Raw genomic sequence first — 13,020 nt, forward strand, 5'->3', positions numbered from 1 at the left:
GTTGCCTTTTTGCGTTTTATTTCGCGATACGCTTGTACTTGATTCGCTTCGGCTCCAGCGCGTCGGCGCCGAGAGTGCGTTTCTTGTACTCTTCGTACTCGGTAAAGTTACCTTCGAAGAACTCAACCTTACCTTCATCCTGGTAATCCAGAATGTGGGTGGCGATACGGTCAAGGAACCAGCGGTCGTGCGAGATAACCATCGCGCAGCCCGGGAACTCCAGCAGGGCGTTTTCCAGCGCGCGCAGGGTTTCGATATCCAGGTCGTTGGTCGGTTCATCGAGCAGTAGGACGTTACCGCCGACCTGCAGCAGTTTCGCCAGGTGCAGACGACCACGCTCACCGCCGGACAGCTCGCCAACGCGTTTGCCCTGATCGACGCCTTTGAAGTTAAAGCGGCCCACGTAGGCGCGGCTCGGCATCTCGGTGTTGCCGATCTTCATGATATCCAGGCCGCCGGACACTTCTTCCCACACGGTCTTGCTGTTGTCCATCGCGTCGCGGAACTGATCGACGGAGGCCAGCTTAACGGTTTCACCCAAGGTGATGGTGCCGGAATCTGGTTGTTCCTGGCCGGACATCATGCGGAACAGGGTGGATTTACCCGCGCCGTTCGGACCGATGATACCGACGATAGCGCCTTTCGGTACCGAGAAGCTCAGATCGTCGATCAGCAGACGGTCGCCGTAGGATTTACGCAGGTTGCTGACTTCCAGAACTTTATCGCCCAGACGCGCGCCTGGCGGAATGAACAGTTCGTTGGTTTCGTTACGTTTCTGGTATTCGACGTTGTTAAGCTCTTCAAAGCGTGCCAGACGGGCTTTGCCCTTGGACTGACGGCCTTTGGCGCCCTGGCGAACCCACTCGAGTTCTTTCTCGATAGATTTGCGACGCGCCGCTTCCTGAGACGCTTCCTGTGCCAGGCGCTGATCTTTCTGCTCCAGCCAGGAGGAGTAGTTACCTTCCCACGGAATACCTTCGCCGCGGTCAAGCTCGAGGATCCAGCCAGCGACGTTGTCGAGGAAGTAACGGTCGTGGGTAATTGCTACGACGGTACCTTCAAAGTCGTGCAGGAAGCGTTCCAGCCAGGCGACGGACTCGGCATCCAGGTGGTTAGTCGGTTCGTCGAGCAGCAGCATGTCTGGTTTTTCCAGCAGCAGGCGGCACAGCGCGACGCGGCGGCGTTCACCACCGGAAAGATTAGCGATTTTTGCATCCCAGTCCGGCAGGCGCAGGGCATCGGCCGCGCGCTCAAGCTGCACGTTCAGGTTGTGACCGTCGTGCGCCTGGATAATCTCTTCGAACTTGCCTTGCTGAGCAGCAAGCTTATCGAAATCCGCATCCGGCTCGGCGTATTTGGCATAGACTTCGTCCAGACCCTTCAGCGCGTTAACCACTTCGGCGACCGCTTCTTCAACGGACTCGCGCACGGTGTGCTCCGGGTTGAGCTGCGGCTCCTGCGGCAGGTAGCCGATTTTGAGGCCAGGCTGCGGACGCGCTTCACCTTCGATCTCGGTGTCGATACCGGCCATGATGCGCAGCAGGGTAGACTTACCGGCGCCGTTCAGACCCAGCACACCGATTTTCGCGCCAGGGAAGAAGCTGAGGGAGATATTTTTCAAAATATGACGTTTCGGCGGAACCACTTTGCCGACACGATGCATGGTATAAACGAATTGAGCCACGTTGGACTTCGCCTCTTTCTATTTTGATAGATAGTTCAAAGCCGAAGTGTAGCCTTTTTCGCGCGCTAATCCCAGCGAGGCGACAGGATTCACAGAAGCGTAAAAAAATGTCCAGGACATGGCGCGTTTAGCGTTGTCTGATTAGCATAAGTAAAGCTGCCTGCCGAACCGGCAGGGGCTTTTAAGCGGCACGATGCTGCGAAAATGCACCGGAAAGAGGAAGAGCTTGTGGAAAAAGCCAAAAAAATAGCGTGGCATCTTTTGGCTGCCAGCGTTGGTCTGTTGACGTTGAGTCAGCTGGCGCATGCGGATTCACTGGATGAACAACGCAGTCGCTACGCACAAATTAAGCAGGCGTGGGATAACCGGCAGATGGATGTGGTCGACCAGCTGATGCCCACGTTAAGCACCTATCCCCTGTACCCCTATTTGCAGTACCGGCAGATCACCGACGATCTGATGAACCAGCCGGCGCTGGTGGTGAAAAACTTTATTGACGCCAATCCGACGCTGCCCCCGGCGCGTTCCTTACGTTCGCGCTTCGTGAATGAACTGGCCCGGCGCAGCGACTGGCGCGGCCTACTGGCGTTTAGTCCCGATAAGCCGACCAGCACCGAGGCACAGTGCAACTATTACTACGCCAAGTTGAGCGTGGGGCAGTCGCAGGAAGCCTGGAGCGGGGCGAAAGACCTGTGGCTGACGGGCAAGAACCAGCCTGGCGCCTGTGAGCCGCTGTTCAGCGCCTGGCGCGACTCCGGCCAGCAGGATCCGCTGGCCTATCTCGAACGGATCCGCCTGGCGATGAAGGCTGGCAATATCGGGCTGGTCAGATCGCTGGCTCAGCAGATGCCCGCCAACTATCAGAGCATCGCTTCCGCCGTCGTCGCGCTGGCTAACGATCCAAACAGCGTCCTGACCTTCGCCCGCACCACCGGAGCGACCGACTTTACCCGCCAGATGGCCGCCGTCGCCTTCGCCAGCGTCGCCCGTCAGGATGTGGAAAATGCCCGCCTGATGATCCCTTCGCTGGTGCAGGCTCAGCAGCTCAATGAGGATCAGACTCAGGAGCTACGTGATATTGTCGCCTGGCGCCTGATGGGTACCGATGTAACCGAAGAGCAGGCTATCTGGCGCGATGACGCGATTATGCGCTCACAGTCCACGCCGCTAGTGGAGCGGCGCGTGCGGATGGCGCTGGGAACGGGCGATCGCCATGGCCTGAACACCTGGCTGGCGCGCCTGCCGATGGAGGCGAAAGAGAAAGACGAATGGCGCTACTGGCAAGCGGATCTGCTGCTGGAGCGCGGTAGGGACGAGGAGGCGCAGGCGATCCTTCGCTCGTTGATGCAACAGCGAGGCTTCTATCCGATGGTCGCTGCGCAGCGACTTGGCGAGGAGTATACCTTCCGCATCGATAAAGCCTCGGGAACGATCGATCCGGCGCTGGCTTCCGGTCCGGAGATGGCGCGGGTACACGAGCTGATGTACTGGAATATGGATAACACCGCGCGCACCGAATGGGCGAACCTCGTCACCAGCCGAACCAAATCCCAGCAGGCGCAGCTGGCGCGTTACGCTTTTGATCAGCACTGGTGGGATCTGAGCGTGCAGGCGACGATCGCCGGCAAACTGTGGGATCAGCTGGAGGAGCGCTTCCCGCTGGCGTATAACGATCTGTTCGCGCGTTACATCAGTGGCAAAGATATCCCGCAGAGCTATGCGATGGCGATTGCCCGCCAGGAGAGTGCCTGGAACCCGAAAGTGCGCTCGCCGGTTGGCGCCAGCGGACTGATGCAGATTATGCCGGGCACCGCGACGCATACCGTCAGCATGTTCAGCATTCCCGGCTACAGCGGCCCGTCGCAGCTGTTGGATCCGGAAACCAACATCAACATCGGCACCAGCTATCTGCAGTATGTCTACCAGCAGTTCGGCAATAACCGTATCTATGCCTCGGCGGCCTATAACGCCGGGCCGGGCCGGGTTCGTACCTGGCAGGGGAACAGCGCCGGACGGATCGATGCGGTGGCGTTTGTCGAGAGTATTCCTTTCTCTGAAACCCGCGGCTACGTGAAGAATGTCCTCTCCTATGATGCCTACTATCGTTACTTTATGGGGCAGCAGGATAAGCTGTTCAGCGATGCGGAGTGGCGGCAGCGTTACTGATCGCCGGGAAGTATGTTATGCTTTGTACTCGTTGAAGAGTACATTCGACGGGTAGCGTAAGCTGCCCGTCTCAATATGGTGGCGCGATATGACCCAACAATCTCCTTATTCCGCGGCCGTTGCCGAACAACGTCATCAGGAGTGGCTGCGCTTTGTGGCGCTGTTACAGCAGGCCTATGCTGAGGATCTGCATCTGCCATTGCTGCAGCTGATGCTGACCCCCGACGAGCGCGAAGCGCTGGGCACCCGGGTACGCATTATTGAAGAGCTGCTGCGCGGCGAGATGAGCCAGCGCGAGCTGAAAAATGAGCTCGGCGCCGGGATTGCGACCATTACCCGCGGGTCGAACAGCCTGAAATCAGCGCCGGCCGAACTGCGTCAGTGGCTGGAACAGACGCTGCTGACTAGCGATAAATAGCGTTATGGAACGGGCTCAACGCCAGCACGACCGCCTGATGGTAAACGCTGCTGCGGGTTAATTTTCCACCGGTGAAAACCCCAATCGCTCCCTCTTTACGACCGATCTGGTCGATGCCGGTATACTGCGACATGACCGGTCCCAGGGCTTCACCAGCGCGAACCTGCTCAAGAATAACCTCAGGTAACGGCAGCGTGGCTGAGCGCGCTTCTCCGCGCCGATCAGCGCTTTCAATGACCACCCAGCTAAAGGTGCTGCCATCGTCGATACCGGCCTCAATGGCCACCCAGAAATCGGCATCGGGCTGGATAAGGCGCGCATTGGCGACACGATTTCGTGCGCCAGCGCGCGTTTCCTCGCTGCCGAAGGGCTGTTCCGGCACGCCGCTCTCGACGGAGATGGACTCAATATGGCAGGATCCTTCGCCGAAAATCTCGTTAAAAGCCTGCAGAATTGCCTGAATTTTGGCGGGATTAGTGGTCGCTGAGACAACATGGTGCATAATCAAAACAACTCAGAATAAACTAAAGTCATCGCAGTATACTCTAAATCACCCTCAGGGCAGGCGGTAATGCCCTAAGCTGGTTGATGACGAGTTCAGAACGGAATAAAAGCATGTTACAGGTATACCTTGTTCGCCACGGTGAAACGCAGTGGAACGCCGAGCGACGTATTCAGGGTCAGTCCGATAGCCCGCTGACCGCACACGGTGAGCGCCAGGCCTGGCAGGTTGGCGAGCGCGCCAGAACGCTGGGGATCACCCATATCATTACCAGCGATCTGGGGCGAACCCGCCGTACAGCAGAGATTATCGCCGAAGCCTGTGGTTGCAGCGTGATCGCCGATGCGCGTCTGCGCGAGCTGGATATGGGGGTGCTGGAGAAGCGCCATATCGACTCGCTCAGCGAAGAAGAAGAGGGCTGGCGTCGCCAGCTGGTCAACGGCACGCCGGATGGTCGTATTCCGCAGGGCGAATCGATGCAGGAGCTCAGCGAGCGAATGCATGCGGCGCTGGCATCCTGTCTGGAGTTACCGGCCGGTAGCCGACCGCTGCTGGTGAGTCATGGTATGGCGCTGGGCTGCCTGGTGAGCACGATTTTAGGGCTGCCGGCATACGCTGAGCGTCGTCTGCGACTGCGCAACTGCTCTATCTCGCGCGTCGACTATCAGCAAAGCCCGTGGCTGGCTTCCGGCTGGGTGGTGGAAACGGCGGGCGACGTCTCGCATCTTGACGCCCCCGCGATGGACGAGCTGCAGCGTTAACGACGAATCGGGATCAGATACTCGCAGCGTAACTGAATCGGCGTAGCCTGATCCCGGTTTTCATCCTCAGGGTAGAAGCGTTCAATATCCAGCCCCTTGCGACGGGTCAGGTTTAGCATCGGCATGCAGGTGCCGTAGACCGTCAGGATGAATTCCTGCAGGCCGGTGCCCAGTCCTTCATACGTAAACATGACATACTCGCCGCCCTCCAGGGTGACCGGATGGGCGTTCTGCAGATGGCCATTAGCCATCTCCGGCGTCAGCGCGGTGGTATAGAACACTTCCTGCTCATCGTCCTTCTCCAGGCTCGGACGCGGCTCATGCAGCCCGTAGAGCACCGGAGGGATCGACGGCGAATTACCGAGGAAGTCCCGCCAGAACTGGACGCGCATCTGGTTGCGGAAATCGGAGATTTCCTCGAGCTTACAGGTATAGCTCTGGGTGACGCCGAGCAACTGAGTGGTAGGCAGGGCGACAAATTCATGTTTTGGCAGCGTGAATTCGCCAAGACGCAGCGGCGGACGCATACCGAACGAGCTCCAGTCCGGTGAGCGGCGGTAGAGCGCCGGCGTCAGCGAGAACTGCTTTTTAAATGCCCGGGTGAAGGTCTGCTGGGAGTCGAAGCGGTACTGAAGCGCAATATCAAGGATTGGACGGGCGGTAAGACGTAATGCGACAGCAGATTTCGATAACCGGCGCGCGCGAATATAGGCACCGATGGCATGGCCGGTGACATCCTTAAACATTCGCTGTAAATGCCACTTGGAATAACCTGCCTTCGCCGCCACATTGTCCAGAGAAAGCGGCTGATCCAGGTGACCTTCCAGCCAGCTAAGGAGATCGCGAATAATCCCTGCTTGATCCATAAAATGTCCCCATCCTTAAACACAGGTGCCTGATATTAAAGTAGCGGATAATAGCATTTTTTGATGTTTTAGCATTCAGTGTTTTTTTTGCTTTTAAATGCGGAAGGTCAGTGGAGCTGAACGATAATTTTGTAAAGCTGTGATCTATAAACCTTTTCTGCTAAGTGCGTGATAATCACTCAGCTATATTTTTTAATAATGGTAACAATATGAAATACAAGAAGTTTGCGATGGGCCTGCTGCTGCTGGCCGGCTGCCAGATGGCTCAGGCGGAGCAGATTGGTTCCGTGGATACGGTCTTCAAATGGTTAGGGCCGGATCACAAAATTGTCGTCGAAGCCTTTGACGATCCGGATGTGCAGAACGTGACCTGCTATATCAGCCGGGCGAAAACCGGCGGGATCAAGGGCGGGTTGGGGCTGGCGGAAGATACCTCCGACGCGGCCATCTCCTGCCAGCAGGTCGGGCCGATTGAGCTGACGGACAAAATCAAAAACGGCAAAAGCCAGGGCGACGTGGTGTTCCAGAAGCGCACCTCGCTGGTGTTTAAAAAACTGCAGGTTGTTCGCTTCTATGATGCGAAGCGCAATGCGCTGGTCTATTTGACCTACTCGGATAAAGTGGTTGATGGCTCGCCGAAGAACGCCATCAGCGCCGTACCGATCATGCCATGGAATAAATAAACGGGAGCGCGCATGCAGCAGCCACGGATTTGGTTAGTTGAGGATGAACAGAGTATCGCTGATACCTTGGTTTATATGCTGCAGCAGGAGGGCTTCCAGGTCACCATCTTTGGCCGCGGGTTGCCCGCGCTGGAGGCGGCGGCGCATCAGGCGCCCGATGTCGCCATCCTCGACGTCGGCTTGCCGGATATCAGCGGCTTCGAGCTCTGTCGGCGCCTGCTGACGCGTTATCCGGCGCTGCCGGTGCTGTTTCTGACGGCGCGGAGCGACGAGGTCGATAAACTGCTCGGGCTGGAAATAGGCGCTGACGATTATATCGCCAAGCCGTTTTCGCCGCGCGAAGTCTGCGCGCGGGTGCGAACCGTGCTGCGGCGACTGCAGAAGTTTGCCGCGCCTTCGCCGGTGGTACGCGTCGGCGAGTTTGTGCTCGATGAGCAGGCGGCGTCGATAAGCTGGTTCGGCCAGCCGCTGAACCTGACGCGCTACGAATTCCTGCTGTTGAAAACCCTGCTGCATGCGCCCGGTCGCGTCTTCTCCCGTCAGCAGCTAATGGAGCTGGTGTGGAGCGATGCCTGGGAAAGCCTCGACCGTACCGTCGATACCCATATCAAAACCCTGCGCGCCAAGCTGCGGGCAGTGAATCCTGAGGTTACGCCGATCAATACCCATCGCGGCATGGGCTACAGCCTGGGGCGTGGCTGATGCGCATCGGCATGCGTCTGCTGCTGGGCTATTTTCTTATCGTCGCTATCGCCGCGTGGTTTGTGCTGTCGATCTTTGTCCAGGAAGTGAAGCCGGGCGTGCGCCGGGCGACGGAGGGGACCCTCAACGATACCGCCACCCTGCTGGCGGCGCTGGCACGTGAAGACCTGCTGGCGGCAAACCCGCAGCAGGGCAGGCTGGCGCAGGCCTTTCAACAGCTCAACCAGCAGCCTCTCAACGCCCATATTGGCGGAATTAAAAAGGTGCGTAATGAGTACCGTGTCTATCTGACTGATGCCAGGGGCAAAGTGGTGTTTGACTCCAGCGGGCAGGCGACAGGGCAGGACTATTCGCGCTGGAACGACGTCTGGCTCACCTTGCGCGGCCAGTACGGCGCGCGCAGTACACGCAGCGATCCGAATGATGAAACCAGCTCAGTCATGTATATCGCCGCGCCAGTGATGGATGAGGGGCGGATTATCGGCGTGCTGAGCGTCGGTAAACCCAACCTGGCGATGACGCCGGTCATTAAGCGCAGCGAGCGGCGGATCCTCTGGGCCGGTGGCGCCCTGCTGGGCATTGCGCTGTTGATTGGCTGCGGCGTCGTCTGGTGGATCAATTTTTCTATCGGCAAGCTGGTGCGCTATGCGGACTCGGTGACCGCGGAGCGTCCGCTGCCGCTGCCTGAGGTGGGCAGCAGCGAACTGCGCAAGCTGGCGCAGGCCCTCGAGAGCATGCGGGTGAAGCTTGAGGGTAAAAATGCCATCGAAAACTATGTCTATGACCTGACTCACGAGCTGAAGAGCCCGCTGGCGGCCATCCGCGGTGCGGCGGAGATCCTGCGTGAAGGGCCTCCGCCTGAGGTCGCGGCGCGGTTTACCGCCAATATCCTTGCGCAGAACACCCGGATGCAGCTGCTGGTAGAGCGATTGCTCCAGCAGGCACGACTGGAAAACCAGCTGGAGATAAAGCGGCAGCCGGTATCGGTTGACGCGCTATTCCAACGCCTTACGGAGGAGCGCGACATCGCCCTGGCGACGAAAGCCATCACTCTGCGCTGGCAGACGTGCGGAATAACCGTCAATGGTGATGGCGAACTGCTGGCCCAGGCGCTGGGTAACCTGCTCGACAACGCGATTGATTTTACCCCCCAGGGCGGCGAGATCGTCCTGGCCGCGGAGAAGCGGAATGAAGAGGTGCAACTGAGCGTCATCGATAACGGGTGTGGTATTCCGGACTATGCGCAGGCGCGTATTTTTGAACGCTTCTACTCGCTGCCGCGCGAAGATGGCCATAAGAGCAGCGGCCTTGGACTGGCGTTCGTTCGTGAAGTGGCGCGCCTGCATCAGGGCGATATTCGTCTGCACAATCGTCCCGAAGGCGGTGCGGTCGCCACGCTGCGACTTCACCGTCCCTTCACATAGCTTCAAATTCCCCCCACATAGCCGCCCTACAGTGAGGCCATCACGATAGGGAGAAAGGCTATGTTGAAATCACCGTTATTCTGGAAAATCACCACGTTAATCGGTTGTGTCGTGCTGTTAACTTTGCCGCTAATGATGGTCAGGGAGCTTATTAATGAGCGGGCGGATTATCGCAGCGAGGTGGTGGACGCCATTGAGCAGAGCACCAGTGGCTCGCAAAAACTCGCCGGGCCGCTGATCGCCATTCCGGTGACCGAGACCCTGACCCGCATGGAGAACCAAAAAGAGGTCGAATATCAGCGGCGCTGGGAGTACTACTGGCTGCCGGAGTCGTTGGCGGTCAACGGCAAACAGACCGTGGAGTCGCGGAGGGTAGGCATCTACAGCGGCCAGGTCTGGCATAACGCCCTGCAGATTAAGGCCTCGTTTGATCCGCTGCGTCTGGCGGCGCTGAGAAAATCGAATATTGTCCTGGGCCAGCCGCGGCTGGTGGTGAGCGTCGGCGATGCCCGCGGTATTGGCGCCATCCATGCCCCGGAGGTCAACGGTAACGTATTAAGCGTGGAGCCGGGGCTGGGGATAAGCGGCGATGGCGCAGGTATTCATATGCCAATGCCTGCGCTGGCGGAGGACAACAAGCCGCTTGAGATTGCCTTTTCTCTCGAGCTGAACGGGACGGGAGAATTTTCACTGGTGCCGATCGGGCGTAACAGCGAACTGCAGTTGACCAGTAACTGGCCGCATCCCGGCTTTCTCGGCAGCTTCCTGCCAACGCAACGGGAAGTGAGTGCTGCCGGCTATCGCGCCCACTGGCAAAGCAGCTGGTTCGCCAACGATATGGGTAGCTATTTCAAGGATGATATGGAGATCCCGTGGTCGCGGCTGCCAGCGTTCAGTGCCGATGTGATGTCGCTTGCCGACCAGTACCAGCTAACCGACCGGGCGACAAAATACGCCATCCTGTTAATTGGGCTGACCTTTATGGCCTTTTTCGTGTTCGAGAGCCTGACTCATCGTCCCCTGCATCCAATGCAGTATCTGCTGGTGGGCCTGTCGCTGGTGCTGTTTTACCTGGTGCTGCTGGCGCTTTCGGAGCACGTTGGGTTTACCGCCGCCTGGCTGGCGGCCAGCCTGTCCGGCGCGGTGATGAACGGGGTCTATTTACAGGCAGTGCTCAGGGGATGGCGTAACAGCCTGCTGTTTGTCGCCGCGCTGCTACTGCTGGATGGGGTGATGTGGTTTCTGCTGCATTCCGAGGACAGCGCGCTGCTGCTGGGTACCGGGGTACTGGCGCTGGCGCTGAGCGTCCTGATGTTTTTGACCCGCCGGGTGGACTGGTATGCGTTATCGTTACCGAAAGGCAGTGCGCCTCCGCCGCCGGCTGCCGATGATGACAAGCTGCGCCTCTGGAAAGAGTGACGGCATAAAAAACGGCGCCCTTGGGGCGCCGTTTTCACATCATGGCTGCGGAATAAAACGCATTATTCCTGCAGATCGCCACAGAAACGGTAGCCTTCACCGTGAATAGTGGCGATGATTTCCGGGGTATCCGGAGTAGACTCGAAGTGTTTACGAATCCGACGAATGGTCACATCAACGGTACGGTCATGTGGCTTCAGCTCACGACCGGTCATTTTCTTCAGCAGCTCGGCGCGAGACTGAATTTTGCCCGGGTTTTCGCAGAAGTGCAGCATCGCGCGGAATTCACTGCGCGGCAGCTTGTACTGCTCGCCGTTCGGGCTCACCAGTGAGCGGCTGTTGATATCGAGTTCCCAACCATTGAACTTGTAGCTCTCCACGCTGCGGCGCTCTTCGCTCACGGTACCGAGATTCATGGTACGGGAGAGCAGGTTGCGCGCGCGGATAGTCAGTTCACGCGGGTTAAACGGTTTAGTGATATAGTCGTCAGCGCCGATTTCGAGGCCAAGGATCTTATCCACTTCGTTGTCGCGGCCAGTTAAAAACATCAGCGCGACGTCAGCCTGCTCACGCAACTCGCGCGCCAGCAGAAGACCATTTTTACCCGGCAGGTTGATATCCATGATCACCAGGTTGATATCATTTTCAGACAGGATCTGATGCATTTCCGCGCCATCGGTCGCTTCGAATACATCGTAACCTTCTGCTTCGAAAATACTTTTTAACGTGTTGCGTGTTACCAACTCGTCTTCAACGATAAGAATGTGCGGGGTCTGCATGTTTGCTACCTAAATTGCCAACTAAATCGAAACAGGAAGTACCAAAGTCCCTGACCTGCCTGCTGCATGTCGCAAATTAACATGCGCGGCGTAACATGACTAAAGTACGTAATTGCGTTCTTGATGCACTTTCCATCAACGTCAACAACATCATTAGCTTGGTCGTGGGTACTTTCCCTCTGGACCCGACGGTGTCAAAAACGGCTGTCATCCTAACCATTTTAACAGCAACATAACAGGCTAAGAGAGGCCGAACACCCAATAAAACTACGCTTCGTTGACATATATCAAGTTCAATTGTAGCACGTTAACAGTCTTGTGAAATCATTGCATCGTCATGCTCTTTATAGTCACAATCCTTACACAGCTCAACTAGTTGCGTGGATAAATTAATAAATACAGTGAATCCAATGCGTGGAACGATACCTCAGATGAAATTTCATTGCCCATCATATGGATAAATGGGTTCTGTTAACATACTTCTTGTCATGGCCTCCTGAGAACAGTTTAGATTTTTTTATGGGTAAGCAAACGCAATTTTAGTGATTTTTGTTGCAAATTTGTAAATTTTCACCGCGTAAAATGGTGCGGCCAGCGCTTCGCCAACGCCTGAGAGAGAGAAAGAAACTGCAATGCGTTTAACGATCATTTTAGTGGCCCCAGCCCGGGCAGAAAACGTCGGCGCCGCCGCCAGAGCGATGAAGACCATGGGATTTCGCGATCTACGGATCGTGGACAGTGAAGCCCACCTGGCGCCGGCGGCACGCTGGGTGGCGCATGGGTCAGGCGATATCCTCGATGGCATCACCACCTATCCAACCCTTGCCGAAGCGCTGCACGACGTCGATTTTACCGTCGCCACCACCGCCCGTAGTCGCGCGCGGTTTCACTATTACGCCACGCCGCAGCAGCTGTTACCTCTGCTGGAGGAGAAGGCGCAGTGGATGACGCATGCGGCGCTGGTATTTGGCCGTGAAGATTCCGGGTTGAGCAACGAGGAGCTGGCCCTGGCCGATGTGCTCACCGGCGTGCCGATGGTGGCGGATTATCCGTCGCTGAATCTCGGCCAGTCGGTGATGGTCTACTGTTATCAATTAGCATCGCTAATGCAACAAACGGCGCCCACCGCCGCCGCCGCAGACCATCATCAGCTGCAGGCGTTACGCGTCCGCACCGAGGCATTACTTTCGCGTTTAGGCGTGGAGGAGGATGCCAAACTGGTCGACTGGCTGGCGCAACGAATGGGGCTTCTGCAGCAGCGCGACACGGCAATGTTGCATCGATTGCTGCATGATATTGAAAAAAACCTCCCGGAATAAAGCTCTGTCATATTTTTTAATTATGGTTATCTGTGCTGTTTTTGAGGGCTGGGTTCCGCCGATCTGGATGTTTTTTCTTGCCGTGACGGCGCAATACGCAAGCTGGCTGAAATAGGGTTAATTGAGAAATTCATTGACTTAAGAAGGCAGATACTTTAACCAATATAGGCAGGACACACAGACAGATAAAAATACAGAGTACACAACATCCATGAATCGCATCGGCATGATTACCACCATTATCACCACCACCATTACCACAGGTAACGGTGCGGGCTGACGCGTACAGGAAACACA

General features: G+C 57.1%; 14 protein-coding genes and 1 other annotated feature (1 of these 15 running past the window's edge). Of the genes, 10 read left to right on the plus strand and 4 right to left on the minus strand.

The annotated features are described in order from the left end of the window. Positions 1 to 16 precede the first annotated feature (16 nt). Positions 17 to 1,684, minus strand: a complete 1,668-nt coding sequence (ettA, locus tag CWM54_RS24080) for an energy-dependent translational throttle protein EttA (protein WP_061155838.1) — start codon at positions 1,682 to 1,684, stop codon at positions 17 to 19. Positions 1,685 to 1,912: 228 nt separating this feature from the next. Between ettA and sltY the strand changes: the two genes are divergently transcribed. Both sltY and trpR read left to right on the plus strand, forming a co-directional pair. Then, the gene (gene sltY, locus CWM54_RS24090; protein ID WP_100698750.1) at positions 1,913 to 3,850 is read left to right on the plus strand and encodes a murein transglycosylase; all 1,938 of its coding nucleotides are present in this window, start codon (positions 1,913 to 1,915) and stop codon (positions 3,848 to 3,850) included. Positions 3,851 to 3,938: 88 nt separating this feature from the next. Next, positions 3,939 to 4,268 (plus strand): trp operon repressor, encoded by a 330-nt coding sequence (gene trpR / locus CWM54_RS24095; RefSeq protein WP_012542918.1) that lies wholly within the window; start codon positions 3,939 to 3,941, stop codon positions 4,266 to 4,268. On the opposite strand, the gene yjjX is transcribed toward trpR, so the two are convergent. Next, positions 4,255 to 4,770 (minus strand): inosine/xanthosine triphosphatase, encoded by a 516-nt coding sequence (yjjX, locus tag CWM54_RS24100; protein ID WP_100698734.1) that lies wholly within the window; start codon positions 4,768 to 4,770, stop codon positions 4,255 to 4,257. The genes trpR and yjjX overlap by 14 nt on opposite strands. Before the next feature lie 113 nt (positions 4,771 to 4,883). On the opposite strand from yjjX, the gene gpmB reads away from it, so the two are divergent. Continuing rightward, on the plus strand, positions 4,884 to 5,531 hold the full coding sequence (gene gpmB / locus CWM54_RS24105) for a 2,3-diphosphoglycerate-dependent phosphoglycerate mutase GpmB (RefSeq protein ID WP_074387112.1): 648 nt from the start codon (positions 4,884 to 4,886) through the stop codon (positions 5,529 to 5,531). Here gpmB and robA read toward each other — a convergent pair. Beyond that, positions 5,528 to 6,397, minus strand: a complete 870-nt coding sequence (gene robA / locus CWM54_RS24110; protein WP_008807515.1) for an MDR efflux pump AcrAB transcriptional activator RobA — start codon at positions 6,395 to 6,397, stop codon at positions 5,528 to 5,530. The two genes, gpmB and robA, sit on opposite strands and share 4 nt — an antisense overlap. A 209-nt stretch (positions 6,398 to 6,606) precedes the next feature. On the opposite strand from robA, the gene creA reads away from it, so the two are divergent. The 4 genes from creA to creD are packed head-to-tail and all read left to right on the plus strand — an operon-like array spanning position 6,607 to position 10,625. After that, positions 6,607 to 7,080, plus strand: a complete 474-nt coding sequence (creA, locus tag CWM54_RS24115; RefSeq protein WP_012542917.1) for a protein CreA — start codon at positions 6,607 to 6,609, stop codon at positions 7,078 to 7,080. A 12-nt stretch (positions 7,081 to 7,092) separates the two neighbouring features. Continuing rightward, on the plus strand, positions 7,093 to 7,782 hold the full coding sequence (gene creB / locus CWM54_RS24120; protein WP_100681865.1) for a two-component system response regulator CreB: 690 nt from the start codon (positions 7,093 to 7,095) through the stop codon (positions 7,780 to 7,782). Then, positions 7,782 to 9,206 (plus strand): two-component system sensor histidine kinase CreC, encoded by a 1,425-nt coding sequence (creC, locus tag CWM54_RS24125; RefSeq protein ID WP_100698736.1) that lies wholly within the window; start codon positions 7,782 to 7,784, stop codon positions 9,204 to 9,206. The genes creB and creC overlap by 1 nt, the downstream gene beginning before the upstream one ends. Positions 9,207 to 9,266: 60 nt before the next feature. Then, a complete protein-coding gene (gene creD, locus CWM54_RS24130) occupies positions 9,267 to 10,625 on the plus strand; it encodes a cell envelope integrity protein CreD (RefSeq protein WP_061155834.1) in 1,359 nt (452 codons plus the stop codon). 62 nt (positions 10,626 to 10,687) lie between these two features. Here creD and arcA read toward each other — a convergent pair whose 3' ends face one another. Beyond that, positions 10,688 to 11,404: a two-component system response regulator ArcA gene (gene arcA, locus CWM54_RS24135; RefSeq protein WP_002887843.1), complete on the minus strand. Its 717-nt coding sequence runs from the start codon at positions 11,402 to 11,404 to the stop codon at positions 10,688 to 10,690. Between the two features lie 95 nt (positions 11,405 to 11,499). On the opposite strand from arcA, the gene yjjY reads away from it, so the two are divergent. The 3 genes from yjjY to thrL all read left to right on the plus strand — a co-directional run bounded on the left by yjjY (position 11,500) and on the right by thrL (position 13,003). After that, complete coding sequence (gene yjjY, locus CWM54_RS24140; RefSeq protein WP_001541509.1) at positions 11,500 to 11,640, plus strand: protein YjjY; 141 nt, start codon at positions 11,500 to 11,502, stop codon at positions 11,638 to 11,640. 396 nt (positions 11,641 to 12,036) lie between these two features. Continuing rightward, positions 12,037 to 12,723 carry a tRNA/rRNA methyltransferase gene (locus CWM54_RS24150; RefSeq protein ID WP_061155833.1) on the plus strand — a complete coding sequence of 229 codons (687 nt, stop codon included), beginning with the start codon at positions 12,037 to 12,039 and terminating at the stop codon, positions 12,721 to 12,723. A gap of 211 nt (positions 12,724 to 12,934) precedes the next feature. Continuing rightward, positions 12,935 to 13,003, plus strand: a complete 69-nt coding sequence (gene thrL / locus CWM54_RS24155) for a thr operon leader peptide (protein ID WP_004222578.1) — start codon at positions 12,935 to 12,937, stop codon at positions 13,001 to 13,003. Further along, positions 12,942 to 13,020: a sequence feature (Thr leader region), on the plus strand; it runs 39 nt beyond the window's last position. It overlaps the preceding gene by 62 nt.

The sequence above is a fragment of the Klebsiella sp. D-Nf1 genome (assembly GCF_002810515.1).
Lineage (GTDB): Bacteria > Pseudomonadota > Gammaproteobacteria > Enterobacterales > Enterobacteriaceae > Klebsiella > Klebsiella variicola.